Origin of the sequence: Streptomyces angustmyceticus, from assembly GCF_019933235.1 — a bacterium.
Classification (GTDB): Bacteria; Actinomycetota; Actinomycetes; order Streptomycetales; family Streptomycetaceae; genus Streptomyces; species Streptomyces angustmyceticus.
On the sequence record NZ_CP082945.1, the window covers coordinates 2,725,470 to 2,751,653 of the forward strand.

At 72.4% G+C, this 26,184-nt stretch carries 23 protein-coding genes and 1 riboswitch; of the genes, 10 read left to right on the forward strand and 13 right to left on the reverse strand.

The window, feature by feature from the left end; all coding sequences use genetic code 11:
- Window position 1: 1 nt before the first annotated feature.
- From K7396_RS12245 to K7396_RS12255, 3 genes are all read right to left on the reverse strand, one after another.
- Complete coding sequence (locus K7396_RS12245) at window positions 2–841, reverse strand: carbohydrate ABC transporter permease (RefSeq protein ID WP_086720912.1); 840 nt, start codon at window positions 839–841, stop codon at window positions 2–4.
- Entirely contained in the window at window positions 838–1,887 is a 1,050-nt protein-coding gene (locus tag K7396_RS12250) for a carbohydrate ABC transporter permease (RefSeq protein ID WP_086720911.1), read from the reverse strand. Before K7396_RS12250 ends, K7396_RS12245 begins: the two co-directional genes overlap by 4 nt.
- Window positions 1,888–1,985: 98 nt before the next feature.
- Entirely contained in the window at window positions 1,986–3,254 is a 1,269-nt protein-coding gene (locus K7396_RS12255; RefSeq protein ID WP_086720910.1) for an extracellular solute-binding protein, read from the reverse strand.
- A 242-nt stretch (window positions 3,255–3,496) separates the two neighbouring features.
- Between K7396_RS12255 and K7396_RS12260 the strand changes: the two genes are divergently transcribed.
- The 3 genes from K7396_RS12260 to mctP all read left to right on the forward strand — a co-directional run bounded on the left by K7396_RS12260 (window position 3,497) and on the right by mctP (window position 6,477).
- Window positions 3,497–4,258 (forward strand): GntR family transcriptional regulator, encoded by a 762-nt coding sequence (locus tag K7396_RS12260; RefSeq protein WP_086720909.1) that lies wholly within the window; start codon window positions 3,497–3,499, stop codon window positions 4,256–4,258.
- Window positions 4,259–4,531: 273 nt separating this feature from the next.
- Complete coding sequence (locus K7396_RS12265) at window positions 4,532–4,792, forward strand: DUF3311 domain-containing protein (RefSeq protein ID WP_086718615.1); 261 nt, start codon at window positions 4,532–4,534, stop codon at window positions 4,790–4,792.
- A gap of 59 nt (window positions 4,793–4,851) precedes the next feature.
- A complete protein-coding gene (gene mctP / locus K7396_RS12270) occupies window positions 4,852–6,477 on the forward strand; it encodes a monocarboxylate uptake permease MctP (protein WP_086718617.1) in 1,626 nt (541 codons plus the stop codon).
- Between the two features lie 71 nt (window positions 6,478–6,548).
- Here the strand turns inward: mctP and K7396_RS12275 are convergent, their stop codons facing one another.
- On the reverse strand, window positions 6,549–7,136 hold the full coding sequence (locus K7396_RS12275) for a Uma2 family endonuclease (protein ID WP_086718616.1): 588 nt from the start codon (window positions 7,134–7,136) through the stop codon (window positions 6,549–6,551).
- 160 nt (window positions 7,137–7,296) lie between these two features.
- A riboswitch (cobalamin riboswitch) is annotated at window positions 7,297–7,363 on the forward strand.
- Window positions 7,364–7,578: 215 nt separating this feature from the next.
- Between K7396_RS12275 and K7396_RS12280 the strand changes: the two genes are divergently transcribed.
- The 3 genes from K7396_RS12280 (at window position 7,579) to K7396_RS12290 (ending at window position 13,117) form a co-directional block, all read left to right on the forward strand.
- Window positions 7,579–10,014, forward strand: coding sequence for a ribonucleoside-diphosphate reductase subunit alpha (locus K7396_RS12280; RefSeq protein ID WP_373866915.1), 2,436 nt, complete (start codon window positions 7,579–7,581; stop codon window positions 10,012–10,014).
- Window positions 10,014–11,066: a ribonucleotide-diphosphate reductase subunit beta gene (locus K7396_RS12285; RefSeq protein WP_086716793.1), complete on the forward strand. Its 1,053-nt coding sequence runs from the start codon at window positions 10,014–10,016 to the stop codon at window positions 11,064–11,066. Before K7396_RS12280 ends, K7396_RS12285 begins: the two co-directional genes overlap by 1 nt.
- A 98-nt stretch (window positions 11,067–11,164) precedes the next feature.
- A complete protein-coding gene (locus tag K7396_RS12290) occupies window positions 11,165–13,117 on the forward strand; it encodes a transglycosylase domain-containing protein (RefSeq protein ID WP_086716794.1) in 1,953 nt (650 codons plus the stop codon).
- A gap of 39 nt (window positions 13,118–13,156) precedes the next feature.
- On the opposite strand, the gene def is transcribed toward K7396_RS12290, so the two are convergent.
- The 8 genes from def to K7396_RS12330 all read right to left on the reverse strand — a co-directional run bounded on the left by def (window position 13,157) and on the right by K7396_RS12330 (window position 21,344).
- The gene (gene def / locus K7396_RS12295) at window positions 13,157–13,801 is read right to left on the reverse strand and encodes a peptide deformylase (RefSeq protein WP_086716795.1); all 645 of its coding nucleotides are present in this window, start codon (window positions 13,799–13,801) and stop codon (window positions 13,157–13,159) included.
- 69 nt (window positions 13,802–13,870) lie between these two features.
- Entirely contained in the window at window positions 13,871–14,872 is a 1,002-nt protein-coding gene (locus K7396_RS12300; RefSeq protein WP_086716796.1) for a tetratricopeptide repeat protein, read from the reverse strand.
- Window positions 14,873–15,291: 419 nt separating this feature from the next.
- Window positions 15,292–16,632 carry an HD-GYP domain-containing protein gene (locus tag K7396_RS12305; protein WP_086716797.1) on the reverse strand — a complete coding sequence of 447 codons (1,341 nt, stop codon included), beginning with the start codon at window positions 16,630–16,632 and terminating at the stop codon, window positions 15,292–15,294.
- Window positions 16,629–18,092: an HD-GYP domain-containing protein gene (locus tag K7396_RS12310; RefSeq protein WP_086716798.1), complete on the reverse strand. Its 1,464-nt coding sequence runs from the start codon at window positions 18,090–18,092 to the stop codon at window positions 16,629–16,631. Before K7396_RS12310 ends, K7396_RS12305 begins: the two co-directional genes overlap by 4 nt.
- Before the next feature lie 185 nt (window positions 18,093–18,277).
- Complete coding sequence (rsrA, locus tag K7396_RS12315; protein WP_086716799.1) at window positions 18,278–18,676, reverse strand: mycothiol system anti-sigma-R factor; 399 nt, start codon at window positions 18,674–18,676, stop codon at window positions 18,278–18,280.
- Window positions 18,673–19,368 (reverse strand): sigma-70 family RNA polymerase sigma factor, encoded by a 696-nt coding sequence (locus tag K7396_RS12320; RefSeq protein ID WP_208629100.1) that lies wholly within the window; start codon window positions 19,366–19,368, stop codon window positions 18,673–18,675. The genes rsrA and K7396_RS12320 overlap by 4 nt, the downstream gene beginning before the upstream one ends.
- Window positions 19,369–19,779: 411 nt before the next feature.
- Window positions 19,780–20,412 carry an alpha/beta hydrolase family protein gene (locus K7396_RS12325; RefSeq protein ID WP_086716801.1) on the reverse strand — a complete coding sequence of 211 codons (633 nt, stop codon included), beginning with the start codon at window positions 20,410–20,412 and terminating at the stop codon, window positions 19,780–19,782.
- Window positions 20,413–20,510: 98 nt separating this feature from the next.
- Window positions 20,511–21,344 (reverse strand): SOS response-associated peptidase, encoded by an 834-nt coding sequence (locus K7396_RS12330; RefSeq protein ID WP_086716802.1) that lies wholly within the window; start codon window positions 21,342–21,344, stop codon window positions 20,511–20,513.
- Between the two features lie 35 nt (window positions 21,345–21,379).
- On the opposite strand from K7396_RS12330, the gene K7396_RS12335 reads away from it, so the two are divergent.
- From K7396_RS12335 to K7396_RS12350, 4 genes are all read left to right on the forward strand, one after another.
- Entirely contained in the window at window positions 21,380–22,093 is a 714-nt protein-coding gene (locus K7396_RS12335) for a M50 family metallopeptidase (protein WP_086716803.1), read from the forward strand.
- Between the two features lie 165 nt (window positions 22,094–22,258).
- Window positions 22,259–23,623: a 3-phosphoshikimate 1-carboxyvinyltransferase gene (aroA, locus tag K7396_RS12340; protein WP_086716804.1), complete on the forward strand. Its 1,365-nt coding sequence runs from the start codon at window positions 22,259–22,261 to the stop codon at window positions 23,621–23,623.
- A 12-nt stretch (window positions 23,624–23,635) separates the two neighbouring features.
- Entirely contained in the window at window positions 23,636–24,643 is a 1,008-nt protein-coding gene (gene rsgA, locus K7396_RS12345) for a ribosome small subunit-dependent GTPase A (RefSeq protein ID WP_086716805.1), read from the forward strand.
- Between the two features lie 161 nt (window positions 24,644–24,804).
- Window positions 24,805–25,128, forward strand: coding sequence for a DMT family transporter (locus tag K7396_RS12350; protein ID WP_086716806.1), 324 nt, complete (start codon window positions 24,805–24,807; stop codon window positions 25,126–25,128).
- 153 nt (window positions 25,129–25,281) lie between these two features.
- Here K7396_RS12350 and K7396_RS12355 read toward each other — a convergent pair whose 3' ends face one another.
- Window positions 25,282–26,031, reverse strand: coding sequence for a TetR/AcrR family transcriptional regulator (locus tag K7396_RS12355; RefSeq protein WP_086716807.1), 750 nt, complete (start codon window positions 26,029–26,031; stop codon window positions 25,282–25,284).
- Window positions 26,032–26,184 lie beyond the last annotated feature (153 nt).

Here is a 26,184-nt window from a genome sequence, read left to right on the forward strand (position 1 = left end):
GTTATCCCTTCACTGCGCCGGAGGTGAGCCCGCCGACCGCCTTGCGCTGCAGGACCAGGAAGAGGACCAGGACCGGGACGGCGAAGATCGAGGCCGCTGCCATGGTGGCACCCCAGTCGTCCCCGAACTGGCTCTGGAACTGGGAGAGCCACAGAGGCAGGGTGCCCATGGCGGGTTCCTTGTTGAGGACCAGCACCAGCGGGAACTCGTTCCAGGCGGTGATGAAGCCGAAGAGCGAGGTGGCCATCAGGCCGGGCGCCAGCAGCGGGAAGACCACCTTGCGGAACGCCTGCCGGCGCGAGCAGCCGTCGACCATCGCGGACTCCTCCAGCTCCCTGGGCACGGCGGCGACATGGCCGCGGAGCGTCAGCAGGGTGAAGGGCAGCACCATCAGCATGTAGAAGCAGGTGAGCGGCGCCAGGCTGTTGAGCAGGTCGGCGTCCCGGACGATCAGGTAGATGGAGATCACCATGACCTCCCAGGGCGCCATCTGGGCGATCATGAAGGTCAGCAGGATGCCGCGGCGGCCCCGGAAGCGCATCCGGGTCAGGGCGAACGCCCCGCAGAGCGCGATCACCAGCGACAGGCCGACGGCGAGCACGGTCACCAGGACCGAGTTGGCGGCCAGCGTCCAGAAGTGCGGGGCGTGCACCGCCGTCGCGAAGTGCTCGGCGGTGCCGTGGAAGGGGAACCACACGGGCTCGTCGGTGACGATGTCCCGGGTCGGCTTGAAGGCCGTGCTGAACATCCAGTAGACGGGGAAGACGAAGCCGGCGGCGAGCACGAGCGCCGTGGCGTTGGGCCAGAGGCGGCCGGCCGTCGCGGAAACAGCGCGCTTCACAGCTCGTTCTCCTCGTGTCGTTCCTGCCGGAGGGTCAGGCGCAGGTAGTGGGCGGTCATCGCCAGCAGCACCACGATCGTCAGCAGGGAGATCGCGGCGCCCATGCCGAAGTGGAGGTTGCCGACGCCCTCGGTGAAGGCGTAGATCGGCAGCGTTTCGGTGAGCCGGTCGGGGCCGCCCTCGTTGATCGCGAAGATCTGCGGGAACGCCTTGAAGACCCAGATGATCTCCAGGAACGTCGTGGCCAGGAAGAAGGGCTTGAGGAAGGGGAAGGTGACGGAGGTGAAGACCTGCCAGGTGCCGGCGCCGTCCATCCGGGCCGCTTCGTAGAGCTCGCGGGGGATCGTCGTGGTGGCCGCGTAGAGGTTCAGGGCCACGAACGGCAGCGACTGCCAGACGATCAGCACGGTGATCACGGAGAAGGTGGACAGCTGGGTGCCGACCCAGTCGTAGTGGGCCATCGCGTGCCAGCCGGCCTTGTCCAGCAGCCAGTTGACGACGCCGTAGCGGGAGTCGAAGAGCCACTGGAAGACGGTGGTGGCGGCGATCACCGGCATGGCCCAGGCCAGCACCAGGGCCAGGGAGAGGGTGAGCCGCATCTTCGTGCCGAGCCGGGCCAGCAGCAGTCCGATCAGCACCCCGAGGACCATGATCAGGACGACATTGACGGCGGTGAAGACGAGGGTGCGCAGCGTCACCCGCCAGAACTGCTCGCTGCCCAGGATCTCCTGGTAGTTGCCGGTCCCGCGCCAGTCGGTGAGGTGCTGGATCAGCTCCTTCATATCGAGGTTCTGGAAGGAGAGCAGGACGTTGCGGACCATGGGCCAGCCCAGGAGGACCGCGGTGGCGAGCAGGGCGGGCAGCAGCAGGAGGTACGGGGTGCGGCGGGCGGACGGGCCGGGTGCGGCGGAACGGGGAGCGCGGCCGGCGGGCGGCCGGGCGGCCCCGCGGCCGGGGGACCGCGGGGCGCGCCGGCCGGGCGGGGCGCCCCCCTTGCCGGTCCGTGGCGCGGCCTTGCCCACCGCGTCGTCGAGCTGCGCTGCCATGACCCTGCTCCCCCTCGCTGCCGTGCTGCCTCGGTGCGTCCGCTGCCGGGTCCGGGTCCGCGGGGCCGGGGACGGCCGGCCCCGCGGACGGCCGCCGGTCACTTCTTGGCGAGCCGCGCGTCGATCTCGGGTGCGATGTCCCTGGCGGCGTCGGCCGGGGACTTGCCGCCCAGAACGGCCGTCATATAGCTCTTGATCGGGTTCGGTACGTTCTCCACGGCGGCCCACTGCGGAATCAGCGGGGTGGTCCCGCCGGACTTCTCCGCGGCGGGGGCGGCGGCCGCGGCGGCCGGGTTCTCCCGTGCGGCGCCGGCCAGGTCGGCGGACTTCGGGGTCCAGCCGGCCTCCTTGACCATCTGTCCGTCGTTCTGCTTCGACAGGGCGACCTTCAGGAACTCCTTGGCGAGCTCCTGCTTCTTCCCCATGCCGGCGACGGCGAAGTTGGAGCCGCCGAGGAAGACGCCCTCGGGCTTGTCCGCCCGCTCGCCGGGGATGGTGAAGAAGCCGATGTCCTTCTTGATGTCCGGGTTGGCCTTGACCGCGGTGGCGGCCTCGTAGCCCATGGCGATGACGGCGCCGGTGCGGCCCTTGGCGAAGACCTCGGCCTGCTGCGGGGTGGCCTCGTCCTTGTTCTTCGGGGCGGTGCTGAAGGTCTGGTACCGCTTGTAGAGGTCCATGGCCTTGGCGACCTTGGGGTCGCCGAGGTTGGAGACCCACCTGCCGCCCTGTTTCTTCACCAGGTCGGCGCCGGTGCCGATGGTCAGGCCGTCGAAGAAGTACCAGTTCTGGCCGGGGAGGTACAGCGGCTCGGCGTCGGTCTTCTTCTTGATGGCGTCGAAGGCCCTGAAGAGCTCGGCGCGCGTCGCCGGGGTGCCCTTGAGGCCAGCCTGCCGCCAGATCCTCTTGTTGTACATCACCACGCGGTTTCCGGCGTACCACGGCAGCGCGTACTGCTTCCCGTCCACGAGCGCGGCCTTGTTGAAGGCGTCGTTCCAGTCGGCGCCGATCTCCTTCTTCAGGTCGCCGAGGTCGGCCAACGCGCCCGCTTCGGCGTAGGCGGCGGTCTGGGTGTTGCCGATTTCGACGACGTCCGGCGGGCTGTCCTCGGAGAGGGCGGTGCTCAGCTTCTGCTGGATGCCGTTCCACTGCTGGACCTTGAACTCGACGGTGGCGCCGGTCTTCTTCGCGAACTGCGCGGAGACCTGTTTGGTCCACTGCGCCGGGTTGGAACCGCTCATCACCCAAACGGTCAGCTTCTGTCCCTTGAAGCCGTCCGCGCCCGTCGTGCCGCCGTCGCCGGACCCGCAGGCAGCGACACTCACCAGCATTCCCGCGGCGGCCGTAGCCGCCATGAGCCCACGCTTCATTGCGCTCTCCCCCTAGAGGCCGGGTGTGGTCTTTAATGGTTTAGACCAGTTCCCGCAGCTTGGCCTAGACCTTTAGGGGTGTCAAGGGTGTATAAGAGTCGCTGTCAGGTCCGTTACCTGACCGACATCCGGCGAGCGGGGACCGGCGAGGCAGCGCGGGAAACCCACCCGTGCCACGATGTGAGCCGCTACGGACGGAGGAGCCGGTGACGGCAGCACCACAGGAGTCGGAGAGGCGGGTCATGGAGACGGACGGGGGCAACGGTGCCGAGCACGGCGGCGGCACGCGGACCGCGCGGGTACCCAAGTACTACCGCCTCAAGCGGCACTTGCTGGAGATCACCGAGACCCTGCCGCCCGGCACCCCGGTCCCGCCCGAGCGCACCCTCGCCGCGGAGTTCGACACCTCGCGCACGACGGTGCGTCAGGCCCTGCAGGAGCTGGTCGTCGAGGGCCGGCTGGAGCGCATCCAGGGCAAGGGCACCTTCGTCGCCAAGCCCAAGGTGTCCCAGGCTCTGCAACTGACCTCCTACACGGAGGACATGCGGGCCCAGGGCCTGGAGCCGACCTCCCAGCTGCTGGACATCGGCTATGTCACCGCCGACGACCGGCTCGCCGGCCTGCTGGACATCGCCACCGGCGGCCGGGTGCTGCGCATCGAGCGGCTGCGGCTGGCCAGCGGCGAGCCGATGGCCATCGAGACCACCCACCTGTCGGCGAAGCGCTTCCCCGCGCTCCGCCGGAACCTCGTCAAGTACACGTCCCTCTACACCGCGCTGGCCGAGGTGTACGACGTCCGGCTGGCGGAGGCCGAGGAGACCATCGAGACCTCGCTGGCCACCCCGCGCGAGGCCGGCCTGCTGGGCACGGACGTCGGCCTGCCGATGCTGATGCTCTCCCGGCACTCGCTCGACGCGCAGGGGCAGCCGGTGGAGTGGGTGCGCTCGGTCTACCGGGGCGACCGCTACAAGTTCGTCGCCCGGCTGCGCCGCCCCGCGGACTGATCCGCGGCCCGGAGCCGTCCGGGGGCCCGCACCCCCAGGGCCGCCCGGGGCCCGAGACCCGCCGCCCCGGGGCCACCCCGGGGCGCGGCGCGTCCTCTCCCCCACCCCCCACCGCCCCAAAGCGGGAGGAAAGCGGCAATTGGCCGTCTACCGGGCTGTTCCCAGGTGGATTCTCCATACCGATATGCGGACAGCTAGTGACGCGCGCCACGCCCCTGCCATAGATTCCAGCCGATTAACCACAGGAGACCGCCAGGGGACGGAGCCACGGCCATGACGCAGCCAGCCGCATCACCGGATCGCAGACAGGTGGTCACGCCCACGCGCGTGGTGGCCGGGGTCTGCCTGATCGCTCCGTTCGTCGCCATGCTCTGGGTCAGCTCGTACGCCAGGATCGAACCGAGGCTCATCGGGATCCCGTTCTTCTACTGGTACCAGATGGCGTGGGTAGTGATCTCGACGGCGCTCACCTCGCTCGCGTACAAGCTCGTCCAGCGTGAGCAGCGCGCCCGCAAGGGCGGTGCGGCCAAGTGACTGCCATCCCGACCACGACAGGCGCCTTCGAGGCGCTCGCCGCCTCCTCGACCAAGGGCATCAACGGCGTCGCCCTGGCCGTCTTCGTCTTCTTCTTCCTGGCCGTGACGGTCATGGGGTTCCTGGCCGCCCGCTGGCGCAAGGCCGAGCAGTCCGAGAACCTCGACGAATGGGGCCTGGGCGGGCGCAGCTTCGGCACCTGGATCACCTGGTTCCTGCTGGGCGGCGACCTCTACACCGCGTACACCTTCGTGGCCGTCCCGGCGGCGATCTACGCGGCGGGGGCGTCCGGCTTCTTCGCCGTGCCGTACACGATCCTGGTCTACCCGCTCATCTTCACCTTCCTCCCCCGCCTGTGGTCGGTCTCGCACAAGCACGGCTACGTCACCACCTCCGACTTCGTGCGCGGCCGCTTCGGCTCCAAGGGCCTGTCGCTGGCGGTGGCGCTCACCGGCATCCTCGCCACGATGCCGTACATCGCGCTCCAGCTGGTCGGCATCCAGGCCGTCCTGGACGTGATGGGTATCGGCGGCGGCGAGCACACCAACTGGTTCGTCAAGGATCTGCCACTGCTGATCGCGTTCGCCGTGCTGGCCGCGTACACCTACTCCTCGGGGCTGCGGGCGCCGGCGCTGATCGCGTTCGTGAAGGACGGGCTGATCTACCTCGTCATCGCCGTGGCGATCATCTACATCCCCATCAAGCTGGGCGGTTTCGGCGAGATCTTCGACTCGGCCGGCAAGGCGCTCGCCCAGCCCGGCGCGGTGCCCGGCAAACCGCGCGGCGAGCTGGTCAGCGGCCCCAACGCGCAGTGGGCGTACGCGACGTTGGCACTCGGCTCGGCGCTGGCGCTCTTCATGTACCCGCACTCGATCACCGCGACGCTGTCCTCGCGCAGCCGCAACGTGATCCGCCGCAACACCACCATCCTGCCGCTGTACTCCCTCATGCTGGGCCTGCTGGCGCTGCTCGGCTTCATGGCGGTCAAGGCCGGCACGGACATCCAGGGCAACCCGCAGCTGGCCATCCCGCAGCTCTTCGAGGACATGTTCCCGAGCTGGTTCTCCGGCGTGGCGTTCGCCGCGATCGGTATCGGCGCGCTGGTGCCCGCGGCCATCATGTCGATCGCCGCGGCCAACCTCTTCACCCGCAACGTCTACAAGGACTTCCTCAAGCAGGACGCCACGCCCGAGCAGGAGCACAAGGTCGCCAAGCTCGTCTCGCTGCTGGTGAAGGTCGGCGCGCTGGTCTTCGTCCTCACCATGGACAAGACCGTGGCGATCAACTTCCAGCTGCTGGGCGGGATCTGGATCCTGCAGACCATGCCGTCCCTGGTCGGCGGGCTGTTCACCCGCTGGTTCCACCGCTGGGCGCTGCTGACCGGATGGGCGGTCGGCATGCTCTACGGCACGCTCGCGGCCTACGGCGTCGCCAGCCCGACGCAGAAGCACTTCGGCGGCTCCAGCAAGGAGATCCCCGGCATCGGCGAAATCGGCTACATCGGCCTGACCGCCTTCGTCCTGAACGTCGTGGTCACGGTGATCCTGACCTTCGCCCTGAAGGCCGCCAAGGCCCCCGACGGCATCGACGAGACCAGCCCCGCCGACTACACCGCGGACGCCGGCGACGCGGGCGTCACCGTCGAACTGCCGCCCGCCACGGAAAAGGCACCGGCCGGGCACTGAACCGGCTGCCGACCCTTCACGGGCCGCCGCGAACCCTTCGGGGCGCGGCGGCCCGTGTCATGGTCCGGGGTTCAGCCCACCCAGTCCTTCAGCTGCTCGGTGTCCAGCGTGAGGCCCACCGGGTCCGGCAGGTGGAGCACCTTGCCGAACGGCGCGGTATGGACGGTCTCGTAGCGGCCGTCATCGGGTTCGCTGTAGAGCACCAGTTGGCAAGCCTGGCGGTCGATCAGCAGATAGAGCGGGATGCCGGTCCTCGCGTACGCCCGGGGCTTCTCCACCCGGTCACGCTGGTCGGTGTCCGAGTCGTGTGAGGTGACTTCGACGACCATGAGCACCGGGTCGGGGTCCGCCCATTCACCCTGGCCCACGAAGGCATCGCACGGCACGAGCGAGGCGTCCGGGCGAAGGCGTCCCTTCCGGTAGGTCTCCGCCTTCAGGCCCTGATTCGGATCGAGGAAAAGCTCCGGCCTGTGCTGCATGCAGATGCGGAGCAACCACTGGATGATCCGACCGTGATCCCCGTCCGGCATGGGCTTGCTCTTGACCTTCCCGTCGATGAGTTCCAACCGCGCGCCTTCCTCCAGGCGGGCGAGTATCCGGGCGGCCTCTTCGAAGTGCTCGGTCTCCATGATGTGCGGACGGTCGGCGAGCGCGGTCATGAGGCCTTCTCCTTCTTCCACGGGACGGAACAGAGAACGTGCCACCGACGATAGCCCAGGCCACTGACAGCCACCCCGTGATCACTCACGACACACTAGATATGGGGGTGCGCACGAGGGGCCACCCCCACATGTATGCTCGTCCTCGCTGTCGCCGCAGGGGAATCCGGTGGGAATCCGGAACTGTCCCGCAACGGTGAGGGAGCGCATTCGACCGGCCGGACACCGGCTTCGGCGTGCGCTCGTGTAGTCCGAGGACCTGCCGATGGTACGTCCGCACCGCCATGGGTGCGGGCGTCGATACGTCCGGGCCCCGAGGGCTGGGCCGGTGGACGCCGCGCGGTGTGCCCGCGCACCCCTGAGCGTCATGGGGTGCCGCATGCGCGCGTGCGCCCGTCGCGTCCCTCCCTCCCGGCCCCCGCCGAGTGAGGGAGAGCATCACGTGACCATCGCGCCAACGGAGCCCGCGTCGAACGCCGAGGTCGTGCCGCCCGCGGTGGCCACGCCCCCCGGTCCGGCCGACGGCGGACCGGGCGAGGACGGTCCGGGGGTCGCGCTGCTGCGCACCCTGACCGAGCTGACCGAGGACCTGACCGCGACCGACCCCGGCAAGGTGGCCGCCGCCGCCCTGCGCGGCCGGCACGCGGGCTCGGACGAGGCCGAACTGCGGTCGCTGGCCATCGACGCCGCGGCCGGTCTGATCGGTGACGAGCCGCAGTACTCCAAGCTCGCGGCGCGCCTGCTCACCCTCGCCATCGCGCAGGAGGCGGCCGGACAGGGCGCGGTCTCCTTCTCCGCCTCCGTCGCGGTCGGTCACCGCGAGGGCCTGATCGCGGACGAGACCGCGGAGTTCGTACGGGCGCACGCCGCCCGGCTGGACGCGCTGGTCGACCGGGCGCTCGCCGACGGCGCCGACGACCGTTTCGGGTACTTCGGGCTGCGGACGCTGCACTCGCGCTACCTGCTGCGCCACCCCACCACCCGTCAGGTAGTCGAGACCCCGCAGCACTTCCTGCTGCGGGTGGCCTGCGGTCTGGCGGAGGACCACAGCGAGCGCGCGCTGGACGACGTCGCCGAGCTGTACCGCCTCACCAGCTCGCTGTCGTACCTGCCCTCCTCCCCCACCCTGTTCAACTCCGGCACCCGCCACCCGCAGATGTCGTCCTGCTACCTGCTGGACTCGCCGCTGGACGAGCTGGACTCGATCTACGACCGTTACCACCAGGTCGCCCGGCTCTCGAAGCACGCGGGCGGCATCGGGCTGTCGTACTCCCGTATCCGCGCCCGCGGTTCGCTGATCCGCGGCACCAACGGGCACTCCAACGGCATCGTGCCGTTCCTGCGCACCCTGGACGCCTCGGTCGCGGCCGTGAACCAGGGCGGCCGGCGCAAGGGCGCCGCCTGTGTCTACCTGGAGACCTGGCACGCGGACATCGAGGAGTTCCTGGAGCTGCGCGACAACACCGGTGAGGAGGCCCGCCGGACGCACAACCTGAACATCGCCCACTGGATCCCGGACGAGTTCATGCGCCGGGTGGAGGCCGACGCCGACTGGTCGCTGTTCTCGCCGTCGGACGCCCCGGAGCTGGTGGACCTGTGGGGCGACGAGTTCGACGCCGCCTACCGCAGGCTGGAGGCCGAGGGCCGGGCGCTCAAGCAGATCCCCGCCCGGGTGCTGTACTCCCGGATGATGCGCACCCTGGCGCAGACCGGCAACGGCTGGATGACGTTCAAGGACGCCGCCAACCGCACCGCCAACCAGACCGCCGAGCGCGGCCAGGTCGTGCACTCCTCGAACCTGTGCACCGAGATCCTGGAGGTCACCAACGACGGGGAGACCGCGGTCTGCAACCTGGGGTCGGTCAACCTGGCCGCCCACCTCGGTGCCGACGGCGAGATGGACTGGGAGAAGCTGGACGCCACCGTCCGTACCGCCGTCACCTTCCTCGACCGCGTCGTGGACATCAACTTCTACCCGACCGAGCAGGCCGGGGCCTCCAACTCCCGCTGGCGCCCGGTCGGTCTGGGCCTGATGGGCCTGCAGGACGTCTTCTTCCGGCTGCGGCTGCCCTTCGACTCGCCCGAGGCGCGGGAGCTGTCGACCCGGATCTCCGAGCGGATCATGCTCGCCGCGTACGAGGCGTCGGCGGACCTGGCCGAGCGGCACGGCCCGCACCCGGCCTGGTCGGCGACCCGCACCGCCCGCGGGGTGCTGCACCCGGACCACTACCCGAACGCCGAGCCCCGCTGGGCCGACCGCTGGGCGGCGCTGCGCACCCGGATCGCCACCACCGGCATGCGCAACTCCCTGCTGCTGGCGATCGCGCCGACCGCGACCATCGCCTCCATCGCCGGCGTGTACGAGTGCATCGAGCCGCAGGTCTCCAACCTCTTCAAGCGCGAGACGCTCTCCGGCGAGTTCCTCCAGGTCAACGCCTATCTGATCGAGGAGCTCAAGGCGCTGGGGCTGTGGGACGCGCGGACCCGCGACGCCCTGCGCGAGGCCAACGGCTCGGTGCAGGACGCCGCGTGGATCCCCGAGGAGATCCGGGCGCTCTACCGCACGGCCTGGGAGATCCCGCAGCGCGCCCTGATCGACATGGCCGCGGCCCGTACGCCCTATCTCGACCAGAGCCAGTCGCTGAACCTCTTCATGGCGTCGCCGACCATCGGCAAGCTCAGCTCGATGTACGCCTACGCCTGGAAGCGCGGCATCAAGACGACGTACTACCTGCGGTCGCGGCCGGCGACCCGGATCGCCCAGTCGGCCCGCGGCGCCGCGGCCGCCGCCCCCGCCCCCGTCCCGCAGCAGGCCACCGACCCCGAGGCGGTCGCCTGCTCCCTGGAAAACCCCGAGTCCTGCGAGGCATGCCAGTAATGACTACCGAGAACGACACCGCGGCAGCCGCGCACACCGCCACCACCGGCGAGAAGAACCTGCTCGACCCGGGCTTCGAGCTGACGCTGCGCCCCATGCGGTACCCGGAGTTCTACGACCGCTACCGCGACGCGATCAAGAACACCTGGACCGTGGAGGAGGTCGACCTCCACTCCGACGTCGCCGACCTCGCCAAGCTCTCGCCGGGCGAGCAGCACATGATCGGCCGGCTGGTGGCGTTCTTCGCGACCGGCGACTCGATCGTCTCCAACAACCTGGTGCTGACGCTCTACAAGCACATCAACTCCCCCGAGGCGCGGCTCTACCTGAGCCGGCAGCTCTTCGAGGAGGCCGTGCACGTCCAGTTCTATCTGACGCTGCTGGACACCTACCTCCCCGACCCGGACGACCGTGCCGCGGCCTTCGCGGCCGTGGAGAACATCCCGTCCATCCGGGAGAAGGCCCAGTTCTGCTTCCGGTGGATGGACTCGGTCGAGAAGATCGACCGGCTGGAGTCCAAGGCGGACCGGCGCCGCTTCCTGCTGAACCTGATCTGCTTCGCGGCCTGCATCGAGGGGCTGTTCTTCTACGGCGCCTTCGCGTACGTGTACTGGTTCCGCTCGCGGGGCCTGCTGCACGGCCTGGCCACCGGCACCAACTGGGTGTTCCGCGACGAGTCCATGCACATGGAGTTCGCGTTCTCGGTGGTGGACACCGTCCGCGAGGAGGAGCCCGACCTCTTCGACGACAAGCTGGAGCAGCAGGTCACGGACATGCTCAAGGAGGCCGTCGAGGCGGAGCTGCAGTTCGGCCGCGACCTGTGCGGTGACGGCCTGCCGGGCATGAACACCGACTCGATGCGCGAGTACCTGCAGTGCGTCGCCGACCAGCGGCTGCAGCGGCTCGGCTTCGCGCCGGTCTACGGCTCGGAGAACCCGTTCTCCTTCATGGAGCTGCAGAACGTCCAGGAGCTGACCAACTTCTTCGAGCGCCGGGCGTCCGCCTACCAGGTCGCCGTGGAGGGTTCGGTCTCCTTCGACGACGACTTCTAGAAGACGCGCCGCGACGCCCCTTCGTCCTCGCCGCCCGCTTTTTGTGAGCGTTCTGTTACCTCGGCAACCGGAGCCGGGCCCGCCACATCTACTCGGGCATGAAGGGCACGAAGGGGCGTCGTCGGTTCATCGACTATCCGCGTCAGGGACGCAGCGGCCTGCGCCGTTGGCTGCCGTCATGGAGACAGTGGCTGAGCGCCGTCGCGCTCTGCCTGGGCGGCCTGGCGGGGCTGTTCGCCGTGGTCTACGCGAAGATCGATGTGCCGGACGAGAACGAACTGGCCGGCCAGGAGGGCACCGTCTACTACTGGGCGGACGGCAGCCAGATGGTGAGCGTGGGCGCCGTCAACCGGCAGAACGTCACCCTCGACAAGGTGCCCGACTCCGTCGAGAACTCCGTGATCGCCGCGGAGAACGCCACCTTCTACAGCGACGCCGGCGTCTCCCTCCAGGGCATCGGCCGCGCGCTGGTCAACATGGTCTCCGGCCAGGAGACCCAGGGCGGCTCCACCATCACCCAGCAGTATGTGAAGAACACCTACCTCTCGCAGGACCAGACGGTCACCCGCAAGGTGAAGGAATTCATCATCTCGCTGAAGGTGAGCAACCAGAAGTCCAAGCAGGAGATCCTGCGCGGCTACCTCAACACCAGCTGGTTCGGCCGCGGTTCCTACGGCATCCAGGCCGCCGCGCACGCCTACTACGGCATCGACGCCAAGGACCTCGACCCCAGCCAGGGCGCCCTGCTGGCCGCCCTGCTGAAGGGCTCGGAGCAGTACGACCCGGGGCTGAGCGAGGCCAATCACCGGCGGGCCGTGGCCCGGTGGAAGTGGATCCTCGACCGGCAGGTCGACACCGGGAAGATGAGCGAAAAGGAGCGGGCGAAGTACCGCACCTTCCCCGAGCCCCGGGGCCTGTCCAAGCCCACCAGCCAGGCCGGCCAGACCGGCTATCTCGTCGATGTCGCCAACAAGTTCATCAAGGCGGACACCGGCCTGACCGACAAGGACCTGGCCCGCGGCGGGTACCGCATCCACACCACCTTCGACAAGCAGCGCACCCAGCGGCTGGAGAAGGCCGTGCGGGACGTCCGCCGGGACACCCTCGACGCGAAGCGCCGCGCGGCCGACAACTATGTGGAGGTCGGCGCGGCCTCCGTGCGCCCCAAGGACGGGGCGATCGTCGCGCTCTACGGCGGCGCGGACGCCACCCGGCACTTCAGCAACAACGCGGACACCTCCGCGGTCCCGGCCGGGTCGGCCTTCAAGCCGTTCGTGCTGGCGGCCGCGCTCCAGCGCCCTGACGGCGCGACCGCGGAGCCCCCTCAGCAGGCGGCCGACGCGAAGAGCGGCGCGGACGACCTGGGCGGGGCGCTGATGAAGGCCGAGAGCCAGCCGTTCGTCCGGGCCGGTCAGCGCATCGGGCTGGAGCGCATCCGGGACCTGGCGGTGTCGGCGGGGCTGCGCAAGGAGAGCATGGCCCGCCTGGAGCAGACCTTCCCGCTGGGCACCTCGGCCCCCAGCGCGATACGGATGGCGAGCGCCTACACCACCTTCGCCAACGGCGGGCTGCACAGCGACCCGTACGCGGTGTCCGGGATGACCCACCACGGCAGCATCGTCCCCGGCTTCGACCGCCCCGAGCCCGTGCAGGTCCTCGACGCCGGGGTCGCCCAGCAGGTGTCCAGCTCCCTGGAGGTGGTCGGCTGGCGCACCCTGGGGATGCCGGGCGGCACGCCGTTCCAGCGTCCGGTCGCGGCCGGCCGCACGGAGCCGGGCGACCGGATGAAGTCCGCGTGGTTCATCGGCAGCGCGCCGGCCCCCGGACCCGACCTGGGTGCCGCGGCGGGCGCCGGGGCGGGCAGCGCGGTGCGCCCCGACCGGGTGCCCGGGGCCGCCGACGGGAACGAGCCGACCACCGCCGTGACCATGTTCCGCAACAAGCCGGGAGCGCCCGACCTGCTGCCGATGCAGGGCGTCGGCGGTTCCGGCACCGGGCTGGGGACCAGCATCCCGCCGAAGATCTGGCGGGCCTACCAGCAGGGATCGTGACGCGGGGCGCCCGGCTCCGGCCGGGCGCCCGACCGCGGCTCAGTCGTTGGCGACGACGGGGTAGCGCGGCTCCAGCTCGGCCATCTGCTTCAGGGCGTCCTTGCGGTCCCGCTTGCTGAGCCGGTCGATGTAGAGGTAGCCGTTGAGGTGGTCGGTCTCGTGCTGCAGGCAGCGCGCGAAGTAGCCGGTGCCCTCGATCGCGATCGGCTCGCCCTGGGCGTTCTGCCCGCGGACCACGGCGTAGTCGGGGCGGGCCAGCGAGGCGTAGGCGCCGGGCACGGACAGGCAGCCCTCGTTGGAGTCGTCCAGGATCCGGCGCTCGGCCGGCAGCTCGTCCAGCACCGGGTTGCAGATCGCGCCGACGTGCCGCACGCCCTGGTCGTCCGGGCAGTCGTAGACGAAGACCTTCCGGTCCACCCCGATCTGGTTCGCGGCCAGGCCCACGCCCTCGGCGGTGCGCTGGCTGGCGAACATGTCGTCGATGAGCCGGCCGAGCTCGTCGTCGAACTCCGTGACGTCCTTGCACTCCTTGTGGAGCACGGGGTTGCCGACGACCGTGATCGGCCGCGAGGTGCCGCGCTCCCGATGGGCGGTCTCCCGCTCCTCCGCGTCCGTGACGTCGTCGATGAATGCTTCGTCCACGCGCTGGTCACCGTCTTGATCAAACACAGGCTGCTGGGCCATCTCCGCCGTACGCCTTCCTGAAAACCCTGGGTAGTCGCCCTACAGCCTACGGGGGTGCGCCCCGGCGGCTCAGCAGACCTCTTCGAGATCCCGCCACTCACGGGTGTCCGGGCTGTCCGCGACCCAGCCGTCCAGCAGGCCGCGGACCAGGGCGGACGGCGCCGCGATGCCGCATTCGCGCTCCGGCACCCACAGCGAGCCCGAGCCCGCCGTGCGGTGGCCCAGCGGCCCGGGGTGGCCCGGTTCACTGTGGTCGTGCGGGTCCAGGTGCTCGCCGTCGCCCTCGTCGCTGGGCATCCGGCTCTCCGAGCAGGTACGGCACAGCAGCCGGACCGACGACGACCAGTCCTCGGCGGCGTAGCCCGCGTCGGCGGCCAGCCGCTCCAGGGCGTCCCGGTCGGCCTCGGTGGCGGCTTCCAGGAGCACCACCCATGTGGGGACCGGGGAGGGCGCCCACAGCTCGATCTCGTCGAAGACCGGATACGCCCGGGTGGTCCCGTCGGGGCCGGCCGCGATGGTCCGCTCGCCGTGCGGGACGCCGTCGTGCAGCACCACCTCGCCCCAGCGCCGCCCGGAGGACGGCAGCGGGATCGACAGCACCTCGATCCGGGCCGGGTCCAGCCGGCGGCCCCAGACCACCTCGGCCTCGCCCTCCGGGGAGAGGCGGACGGCGGCGCTGCCCAGGTTCATGCCGAGGGGTTCACCGGACGGCGAGCCGTCGCCGGGGACCTTGAGGCCGTATGCCTGCCAGGCCCGGCGGGCCAGCGGCCAGTCCTGCAGGGCGGTGGCGGCGATGCCGACGTTCCACCAGTCGGGCGCCCCGGCCTCGCGGTCCAGCAGCGCGACCGCGCGCAGCCCGGCGGCCCTGGCCTGCTCCCAGTCGTGCCGGAACTTGTGCAGCAGCGCGAGGTTGAACCAGGACTCCGACAGCCACGGCTCCATGTCCGCGGCGCGCGTCAGCAGCGCTCCCGCGTCCTCGTAACGGCCGTCGCCGATCAGCGTGAAAGCGCGGTCGGTCGCCTGACGCCACGAGGCGGAGGGCCGATGCCGTACCTTGCCGAAGATCCTCACGATTCCCGCCTGCTGGTTGCTCTTGATGCCGCTGAGGTGGGGTCCCGAGCGGCGTCCGGGGCCTTGGGGGCCCACTCGACAACCTGCCACAGATTGCCGCCGGGCTCAGCCCGGTTTGCCGGTCCCCCTGCGGCTCCTTGCCCTTCGCCGACCCCCTGAACCCCCTGAAAGGGGCTTCCTTCGCATCCAACCATGCCCATCTCGAAGGGCGCTCATTACCCATGGGTTCCATGACATCGGACGCCCGGCGCGGGCCCAACGGCCGCGATACGGGGGCGTGAGCGGGGCGTACGGCGCCGCGGGGCGGGCGGTGACCGGCCCCGGCCCGCTTCCCGCCCTACCGGGGCCTCCGGTGCGGGGCGGCGTACGCCGGAAGGCCGGGCACCGCCCGGCCCCCGTCACCGCGGCAGTCGCGCATCTCACACCGCCCGGCCGCCGCACGCCAGGACCCGGGCCAGCGCCTCGACGACCCGGGGCTCGTGGTCGCGCGCGGTGGCCAGCCGCAGCCGCTCCAGGGCGCGCAGCGAACCGCCGGGCCCCGCCGACTCCCCCGCCAGATCGTCGTAGGCGTTGACCGTGCGCACGATGCGCGCCGTGACCGGCTGGTCCCGGTACGGGTCGGCCTGCCGCTCGACGATCACCGCGACCTCGGCGGGGACCCCGGTCTGCCGGACCACCGCGCCGCCCAGCAGCGCGATCCGGCGCTGCCGGTCGGGCGGCAGCGGCGCGGTGGCGCCGGCCGGTACCGGGTCCAGCAGCGAGAGCTGGCCGATGTCGTGCATCAGCGCGGCGTATTCGAGCACGTCCAGGTCCGGTTCGTTCAGCCCGAGTTCGCGGCCCACGGCGCGGCTGAGCGCGGCCACCCGGCGGGCGTGGCCGTGCGGGGTGTAGCCGGCGATCTCGGTGGAGCGGGCCAGCGAGGCGATGGTCTGGCGGTAGGTGGTGCGCACGGCGGCGAACCGGCGGAAGGCGAACTGGGTCAGCAGCAGCGGCAGGCAGCAGACCGGCAGCGCCCACAGCCCGGCGACCGCGGTGGCCAGCGAGATCACCACTCCGGTGGCACAGATCGCCGAGCCGATGCCGGGCAGCGCCCGCAACTCGTCGCGCAGCAGCGGCCCGTACGGCCAGCCGGTGCGGGCGCGGGCGAGCGCGGCCGCCAGCACCGCGTCGCACAGCGCGGTCAGCGCCATCAGGCCGGTCAGGAACAGCGGGTGGAGCGGGCCCGCTGCCGTCCAGCCGCCCGGGGTCCCGGTGTGGTGGAGGGGCTGGAAGCAGGTGGCGGCGAAGCCGGTGGTCAGCATCCGGCGGGCGAGGTGGTCGAGGGCCGGTCCCCGGCCGCGGGCGACCTGCGGGACCAGCCCGACCAGCCCCGCCGCCAGGGCCACGGCCACGGTCTGCGCGACGCCATGGGTCGTCGGCAGCCCGCCGACCGCGCCGAGCAGGGCGTACGCGAGGGCGCCGGCCGCGCCGAGCGGGGCGCCCTCGCGCTCCCCCCGCGTCCGCCCGCCGGCCGCCGGCGCGGGCCCCCGGCCCGCCAGCTCGCCCACGGCGATCAGGAGCCCGAAGGCCAGCGCGACCCCGGGCTCGGCCAGGCCCTCCCAGAGCGTGTGGCCGAGCGAGAAGCACGCCAGCGCGGCCGCCGGGGCGTAGACCGCGGCGATCACGGCGCCGCCCCGTGCGGCGGGCGGCCCGGCGCCGGCGGGTGCCGCCCGCCTCCCCGGCCGCGGGCCCGGCCGGGGCCGCTCGGGGGCGCCGCTCATCGCGCGCCGTCCCGCGCGGCGGCCTCACGGTGCCGCGCGGGCCCCCGGTCCGGCGTCCGCCCGCCGGCCGGCTGCCCGGTCTCCGGCGTCGCGTCCGCGCCCGGTGCGGCGCCGTCCCCCGGCTCTTCCCCGGCCGTCCCGGGCTCCGGGTCCGCCGCCGTGACCAGGTCCGGCTGCCAGCCGTACCGGTCGAGCGACGCCGCCAGCGCCCGGACCATCCGCGGGTCGAACTGCGCCCCGGCGCACCGGCGCAGCTCCTCCAGGGCCACCGGGACCGGCCGGGCCCGGCGGTAGGAGCGGGTCGAGGTCATCGCGTCGAAGGCGTCCGCGACCGCCACCAGCCGTGCGCACTCCGGAATGTGATGACCCATCAGGCCGTAGGGGTAGCCGCGCCCGTCCAGCCGCTCGTGGTGGTGCAGGATCGCCGCCCGCGCCTCCCCCAGGAAGCCGATGCCGCGCACGATCTCGTGGCCGTACTCGGGGTGCAGCTCGATGACCCGGCGCTCCTGCGGCGTCAGCGGCCCGTCCTTGCGCAACAGCCGGGTGGGGACGCCGAGTTTGCCGACGTCGTGCAGGATGCCGGCGAACCGCAGCACCTCCACCCGGTCCTCGGTCATGCCCAGCTCCCGGGCGATCATCACCGAGGCCCGCCCGACCCGCTCGCTGTGCCCGCGGGTGTAGCGGTCCTTGATGTCGACGGCCTGCACGAGGGCGCGGATGGTGGCCTGGTGGGCGGTGCGTTCGCGGTGGTACTGCGCGAACACCCAGCAGGACAGGCACATCGGCAGCAGCACCAGCAGGGCGGCGGTCGGCCCGTACGCGCTGCGCCACAGCACCGCCATCATCAGCCCGGCCAGGCCGTGCACCAGCTGCGGAGCCAGCGAACGGGGCAGCGCGCCGCGCCAGGCGGTGCGCGGCGGGTGCCGTTCGGCGGCGGCCAGCACCCCGCCCTCCAGTGCCACGAGCACCGCGCCGAAGGTGAGGGCGGCGGCCGCGGCCGGCAGCAGCAGGTCGGGGAACTGCGGTGCGGACAGCGGGTGGTGGCCGAGGACGCGGAAGACCTCGGCGGCCGCGCAGCAGGCCAGTGCCGGCTCGACGGCGTGCCAGAGCCTGCGGGCGCCGGCCGAGGGCGCCTTCGCCGCTCCCGTCAGCGCCCCGGGGACGGCGATCAGCGCGGCCAGCGGCGGCGGCAGCAGGAAGACCCCGGCGAGCAGGACGGGGCTGGCCCAGCCGGTGAGCGAGCCCCCGGACGTGCCGGCGGCACCCGCGCCGTACGGTATGCGGCCGCCCACCAGCGGGCAGCGGTGCAGGTGTTCGCACAGCGCGTACAGGGCGGCCAGGGCCAGCAGGCTGCTCCAGGGGGCGGCGGCGCCGAGGCGGAACGCCGGGGCGGCGCACAGCGCCGCGCCAAGGGCGGTGCCGCCGATATACCACCGCGCGGCCACCGGAAGTTCCCGCATCGCGCCCTCCTCAGCATGCCCACCGCTCTCCGCCCGCTCTTGCGGAGCGGAAGGGCCCGCGCACTGCCTGCGCAGAGCGCCGGGGTCCGGTGAGAATAGAGGCGCCGGGGCGCCGGGGAAGGTGCATCAGCGGATCGGGCGGGACGAATCGCCCCGCCCCTCACCCCTTAGGGTGATGTGCCGCCTTATTCGGCGCGGGCGGTCTCGTTCCGTGCCTCGGGGGATCCGGTCGCCTCGGGCGTACCGGTCCCCTCCTCGGCTGCCGCCTGTTCGCGCTGGGCCTGTTCCTTCTTGGCCTGTTCGAGCACGCTCACCTCGGGCACGGTCTCGCCGGCCCGGATGAGGTCGATCCGGCCCAGGACCTTGGAGCGCAGGTCACTGGGGACGTCGTCATGGCCGCAGCAGCGCTTGACGAGCTTCTTGACCGCCTGCTCCAGGCCGTACTTCTCCAGGCACGGCGAGCACTCGTCGAGATGCACCTGGAAGTCTGCGCACTCACCCTCGGGCATCTCGCGGTCGAGATACTCGTAGAGGTGGTCGAGGACCTCTGAGCAGTCCTTCTCGTGCGGGTCTCCGCAGCTCATGATCCTGAGCCTTTCCGGTCGTGCGACTCCGTCGTGCGCGCGGACTGCGGGTCCGCCGTCGCCGCCCCCGCCGGGACCAGCCCGCGCTCACGGGCGTAGTCCTCGAGCATGCCGCGCAGTTGGCGCCGGCCGCGGTGCAGACGGGACATCACCGTGCCGATGGGTGTCCCCATGATGTCCGCGATCTCCTTGTAGGCAAACCCCTCGACATCCGCGAGGTAGACCGCGATGCGGAATTCCTCGGGAATCTCCTGGAGCGCGGCCTTCACGTCGGAGTCGGGGAGGTGGTCGAGCGCCTGCGACTCGGCGGAGCGCAGACCGGTCGACATGTGCGACTCGGCGCGCGCCAGCTGCCAGTCCTCGATCTCCTCGGCGGCACTGCGCTGCGGCTCCCGCTGCTTCTTGCGGTAGGAGTTGATGAAGGTGTTGGTGAGGATGCGGTAGAGCCACGCCTTGAGGTTGGTGCCCTCCCGGAACTGGTGGAAGGACGCGTACGCCTTGGCATAGGTCTCCTGCACCAGGTCCTCCGCGTCGGCCGGGTTGCGCGTCATGCGCAGCGCGGCGGAGTACATCTGGTCCAGGAAGGTCAGCGCGTCCCGTTCGAAGCGCGCGTTGCGCTCGGCCGCGCTCTCCGGGGCCTTCTCCTCGGCCGTGCCGTCGGTCCCTGCGTCGGTACCGGTGACCGGACCCACCTCCTCCAACACCGTCCTGGATCCGGATGCGGACCCACCCGATTCGGAGAATAGACGACGATCCGGTGCCGCCGCCGCTCCAGCCAGGGCGGGCTGCGTCACCTGCATCTGCGACCACGGCAGGTCGGCGGCCGGGCGGGCCGGGCAAGCGATTCCCATGCGGCGGACTCCCATTCCTCGTGCTTCACCGGACGTACTCGAGTACTACGCATGGCACAACAGCCGCACCCGGCGCGGCATTCCCGGCGCCCGCGGACGAGGACGGGCCGCGGGGAGCGCCGGGCCGCGCACCTCTTCGCCACGGCCGTCCCGCGCCCCTCCTCCGGTACGGCGGGCAGCAGGCAGGAAAGGGCCATTGCAGCGGCAAACCCACTTGCCACTCCGGCAATCTCCGCCCCGGGCCGCCATCCGTCAGCCGAACATCCCGTCCAGCCAGACGGCCACCGCGTCCGTGAGCCCGGCCATCGACTCCGCCTCGCCGACGCCCGCCTTCTTGGGCACCGCGAAGCCGTGGTCGCCGTGCGCCACCTCGGCGATCTCCGTGCCCGGCGGGAACTCCTCGGGCCGTCCGAACGGATCCCGGCCGCCCTGGACGACCAGCGTCGGCACCCCGGCGCCGGTCAGCTCGTCCGCCCGGGACTTCTCCGGCCGGCCCGGCGGGTGCAGCGGGAAGCTGAGCGCCAGTACGGCCCGCGCCCCCAGGTCGCGCGCCGTACGGCAGGCCACCCGGGCGCCGGCGCTGCGGCCGCCGGCGACCACCGGCAGCCCCGGCTTCTCCAGCGCGGGCCACAGCGCGGTCCAGCCGGCGTCCAGGGTCTTCGGCGCGGGCGCCAGCTTCTTGCCCGCCACCCGCCACGGCTGCTCGACCAGCGCCACGGTGTACCCGCGGGCGGGCAGCGCGGCCGCCAGGGCCCTCAGGTCGCGTGCCTCGATGCCGCCGCCGGCGCCGTGGCTCACGGCCACCACGGCCCGCGCCGGTGTGGCGTGGCGGTGCCAGGTGATCCGGGCGTCGCCCGCGGGTGTCCCGACCGTCTCGGTCTCCATCGCCCCAGTGCTCATACGCCCATCCTGCCCCGTGCCGCGTCCTGCGGGTCACCGCGGCCCGGCGGCCCGGCGGCCCGGGGCCGGGCGCCCGCGCCGGGTCAGAACAGCGTGCCCAGCTCGGGGCCGTCGAGCTCGGCGACCAGCTCGGGTCCGTTGTTGCGGACGTTGCTGACGCCGGTGGGGACGGGGTGGGCGCGCAGCAGTCCGGCCGGCGGCGGCGTCAGCAGGCCGCGCACCTCGTCGGGGTCGGTGCGCGACGGGTCGAGCCAGGCGTCCCAGCGGTCCGGGGTCAGCACCAGCGGCATCCGGGGGTGGATGTCGGCCAGCGACTGCGGCCCGTCGCCGCCGTCGGCCCCGGCCAGCGGGGTGGTCTCGGCCTCCGTCGTGACGACCGTGCACGTCACCCACCAGGCCCCGGGATGGTCCCCGGGCAGCGTCCGGTCGCGCCAGAACTCGTACAGCCCGGCCATCGCCATCACCGAGCCGTCCGCGGGCGTGACGAAGTACGGCTGCTTGCGGGGCCGCTTCTTCCTGCCCTGCTCCTCCAGCTGCCGCTCGGCGGCGTCGGTGACCCACTCGAAGTACCCGTCGCCGGGCAGCAGGCAGCGGCGGGTGGCGAAGGCCTGCCGGTAGGACGGCTTCTCGTGCACCGTCTCGGCCCGCGCATTGATCATCTTCGCGGCGGCCTCGGGTGACTTCGACCACGACGGGACCAGGCCCCACTTCAGCGGCCGCAGCTGGCGCACCGGGCCGCCGGCCGGGTGGGCGCCGGCCGCCGCGCCCTTGAGAGGGCGTTCGAGCACCGCGTGCACCCGGTCCGTCGGCGCCACGTTCCAGCTGGGCGCCAGGGTCTCCGCCGGCTCCCACTGCCGCACGCCGAAGGTCCCCACCAGTTCCTCGGGCCGACGGCTCGCTGCATACCTACCGCACATGCATGCCACACTGCCATGCCACACGAAGGGGAGACATGGACACCGACCACCTCACGGACATATGGAGCCGCGTCTTCGGGACCCAGCCCGCCCCGTCGCTCTGGCTGGTGATCATCACGGCGGTGCTCGCGCTGGGCGCCGTCGTCCCGCACACCGCCTGGCGGCTGTCGCGGAACGCCGTCACCATCGCCCACGAGGGCGGGCACGGCCTGATCGCCCTGCTCACCGGCCGCCGCCTGGACGGGATCCGGCTGCACTCGGACACCTCGGGCCTGACCGTCTCGCGCGGCAAGCCGACCGGCCTCGGCATGATCCTGACCGCGGCGGCGGGCTACACCGCGCCGTCCCTGCTGGGCCTCGCGGGCGCCGCGCTGCTCGCCGCGGGGCACATCACGGCGCTGCTGTGGGGCGCGACCGTCCTGCTGCTGGCGATGCTGGTCATGATCCGCAACGCCTACGGCGTGCTCACGGTGGTGCTGACCGGCGCCGCCTTCGTGCTGGTGTCCTGGCTGACGACGGCCCAGGTGCAGGCGGCGTTCGCCTATGTCGTGGTGTGGTTCCTGCTGCTGGGCGGGGTGCGGCCGCCGTTCGAGCTGATGGGCAAGCGGCGCCGCGGCGGGGCCGTGGACTCCGACCCGGACCAGCTGGCGCGCCTGACCCATGTCCCCGCGGCCCTCTGGCTCGGCCTCTTCCATGTGGTGACGCTGTGCTCGCTGATCGGCGGCGGACGCTGGCTGCTCGGCCTGTGACGCCCGCGGCCCCGGGCCGCGGCCGGTTCGCCCACCGCCACGCCCGGGGTGCGCGCCGTCGGCCCGCTCCCGGCGGCCGGGCGCACCGGCACCGCCACGTTCCGGCACCGTCGCGCCACTTTTGATCAAGATCGGCACCCCTGCCCAGCCATTAAAGTAAGGGGCATGACCGAGAGCCCCGCACATCCCGCCCTCTGGCCCGCCCCCCTCGCCGCCGGGGCCGTCGATGCCACCGTCACCGTGCCCGGCTCCAAATCGGTCACCAACCGCGGCCTGGTCCTGGCCGCCCTCTCCTCCGAACCGGGCTGGCTGCGCCGCCCGCTGCGCTCCCGGGACACGCTCCTGATGGCCGAGGCGCTGCGCACCCTGGGCGTCGGCATCGAGGAGACCGCGTCCTCCAGCTCCGCCGGCGCCGCCGCGGGGACCGGCGGCGGCGAGGCCTGGCGGATCATCCCGTCGGGTCTGCACGGCCCGGCCACCATCGACGTCGGCAACGCCGGCACGGTCATGCGCTTCCTCCCCCCGGTCGCCGCGCTCGCCGACGGCCCGATCCGCTTCGACGGCGACCCCCGCTCCTACGAGCGCCCGCTCGGCGGCGTGATCGACGCGCTGCGCGCCCTGGGCGCCCGGATCGACGACGACAACCGCGGCGCGCTGCCCATGACGGTCCTCGGCAGCGGCGGCCTGGACGGCGGCCCGGTCGAGATCGACGCCTCCTCGTCCTCGCAGTTCGTCAGCGCCCTGCTGCTGTCCGCGCCGCGCTTCAACCAGGGCGTCGAGGTCCGGCACGTGGGCGCGGCGCTGCCCTCCATGCCGCACATCCGGATGACGGTCGACATGCTGCGCAGCGTCGGCGCGCAGGTGGACACCCCCGAGGCGGGCGGCGAGCCGAACGTCTGGCGGGTCACCCCCGGCGCCCTGCTCGGCCGCGATCTGGTCGTCGAGCCGGATCTGTCCAACGCCCAGCCGTTCCTGGCCGCGGCGCTGATCACCGGCGGCCGGGTCACCATCCCCGACTGGCCCGAGCACACCACCCAGCCCGGTGACGCGCTGCGCGAGATCTTCACGGCCATGGGCGGTTCCTGCGAGCTGACCGACCGCGGCCTGACCTTCACCGGCAGCGGCCGGATCCACGGCATCGACGTGGACCTGAGCGAGGTCGGCGAGCTGACCCCGGGCATCGCCGCGGTCGCCGCCCTGGCCGACTCGCCCTCCACCCTGCGCGGGGTGGCGCACCTGCGGCTGCACGAGACCGACCGGCTGGCCGCGCTCACCAAGGAACTCAACGAACTCGGCGGCGATGTGACCGAGACCGCGGACGGACTGCACATCCGCCCGCGCCCCCTGCACGGCGGGATCTTCCACACCTACGAGGACCACCGGCTGGCCACCGCCGCGGCGGTCATCGGCCTGGCGGTCGACGGAGTGGAGGTGGAGAACGTCGCCACCACCGCCAAGACCCTGCCCGACTTCCCCGCGATGTGGACGGACATGCTCGACCCGGCGTCCGTCGCCTCCCGGAGAGTCTGAGGGGGGTCCGCCATGCGCCGCTACGGAAAGAACCCCGACGAGGACGACATCCGCGTCCGCCCCAACCCCAAGGGCAACCGGCCCCGCACCAACATCCGCCCCAAGCACGAGGACGCCGGCGAGGGCCTGGTCCTGACCGTCGACCGCGGCCGTCTGACCTGCCTCATCGACGGCCGCACGGTCACCGCCATGAAGGCCCGCGAACTGGGCCGCAAGAGCGCGGTGGTCGGTGACCGGGTCGCCGTCGTCGGCGACCTGACCGGCACCAAGGACACCCTCGCCCGGATCGTCCGGGTCGAGCCGCGGACCTCGACACTGCGCCGTACGGCCGACGACGACGACCCGTTCGAGCGGGTCGTCGTCGCCAACGCCGACCAGCTCGCGATCGTCACCGCGCTCGCCGACCCCGAGCCCCGCCCCCGGCTCATCGACCGCTGCCTGGTCGCCGCCTACGACGCGGGCCTCGACCCGCTGCTGGTGCTGACGAAGTCGGATCTGGCGTCCGCGGACACCCTGTTGGAGTCCTACGGCGCGCTCGGCGTCCCCTACCTCGTCACCAACCGCGACGAACTCGCCGACGGCAGCGCCGCCGAGCGGGTGCGGGCCGCGCTGACGGGCCGTATGACGGCCTTCGTCGGGCACTCCGGGGTGGGCAAGACCACCCTGGTCAACTCGCTGGTCCCGGAGCGCCGCCGGGCCATCGGCCATGTCAACGCCGTCACCGGCCGCGGTCGGCACACCACCACCTCCGCGCTGGCGCTCCCGCTGCCGGACGACTCGGGCTGGGTCATCGACACCCCGGGAGTACGGTCCTTCGGGCTGCACCACGTCGACCCCTCGCGGGTCATCCACGCCTTCCCGGACCTGGAGCCCGGCACCGCGGGCTGCCCGCGTGCCTGCAGCCACGACGAACCGGACTGCGCGCTGGACGCATGGGTCACCGACGGCCACGCCGATCCGGCCCGTCTCTACTCCCTGCGCCGCCTGCTGGCCACCCGCGAACGGCGCGAGGGCGACTGACCGACGACGTTTGCTGCCGCCGTCCGGGGTAAATGCATCTTCGCACCGAGCCCGGCGACGTGATCCACCAGGAACCGGTCGCCCGGACGGGGCCCGGACGAGTCGTGGTGATGTCCCGTCGGGGCCCACGGAGGACAGGCCCAGCTGACGGAGGCAATGGGATGGCGTGGCTGCTGGTGGTGGTGGCGGGGATCCTGGAGACCGGCTTCGCGGTCTGCCTCAAGCTCTCGCACGGCTTCACCCGCCTCTTCCCCACCATCGCCTTCGCGGCCTTCGCCCTCGGCAGCTTCGGCCTGCTGACGCTGGCGCTGCGCAAGCTCGACGTCGGCCCGGCGTACGCGGTGTGGACCGGCATCGGCGCGGCCGGTACGGCCATCTACGGCATGGTCTTCCTCGGCGACCTGGTCTCCACCCTCAAGATCGTCTCCATCACCCTGGTCATCGTCGGCGTGGTCGGACTGCAGCTGTCGGGCTCGGCACACTGACCCGCGGCGCCGCCCGGCACCCGGCCGTGCGGGCCGGGCGGACGGGGCGGACGAGGGACGGGGCGGCGGGTGCGGGCCGGGGCGCCCGTGCGGACGGGCGGCCGTCAACTCGTGCGCCGGAAAAGCCCGTCCACCGCACCCCGTCACGCCCCGTCACCCCCGCTCGCCCGGCGGCGCACCGGCCGGGACCCGGGCGAAGGCGCCCCGTACGAGCCGGGCCACCGCCTCCGTCTCCAGCTCCCCGCGCGTGCGCTGCGCCGGCAGGCGTCCGGGGGCCTGGGCCGCGGCGGGGGCCGGCGGGGCGACGACACAGGCCAGGGTCAGCCGGGCCGCGGTCTCGCAAACGGCGCCCAGGGCGGGCAGCTCCTCCGCGGGCCAGTCGGGCTCCAGCGCCGCGACCGCCTGGTCGCAGAAGCGGCCGACGAGCTCCGCGGGGCCCGGCAGCGGCGCCTCGGCCCGCGCCGCGGCTCGCCGGTCGGGGAGGCCGGGCCGGGCAACAGCGGTTCCGGCCGGGACGGCCCCGGACGTGACGGCGGGCGAGGGTGCCGGGGGCGGCAGCCGGTCGCCCCAGCAGCCGGTCAGCGCCGCCCTGACCAGGGGGTTGGCGCGGGCGGTGCGCAGGGTCCAGGCGGCCGCGGCCACCATCCGGCCCGCCGCGTCGCCCCGCGTCCCGGCGGCAGCCGCGCCCCGGGACAGCGCCCGGGCCACGCCGGCGAGGTAGCTCTCGGTCTCCCGGCGGACCAGGGCGCGGGCCAGCCCCTCCTTGCTGCCGAACTCGTTGTAGAGCGTCTGCCGGGAGACCCCGGCGGCGGCCGCGACATCGACCATCCGTACGGCCGCCCAGGCGCGCCGCGTCAGCGCCGTATAGGCGGCATCGAGCAGGGACTCACGCGCTGCGGGCATCCGTTGCCTCCCCGGACCCGGCCCAGGCGGCCGGTGTGCGCACAGAATTGACGCGGCACCAGATGCTGTCAAGGGCCGTCACGCACCCGCCCGCCGCGGGCCCCGGGCTGTCACACGCCCGGCGGCGCATGGCCGTGTGGCTCCGGCGTATAC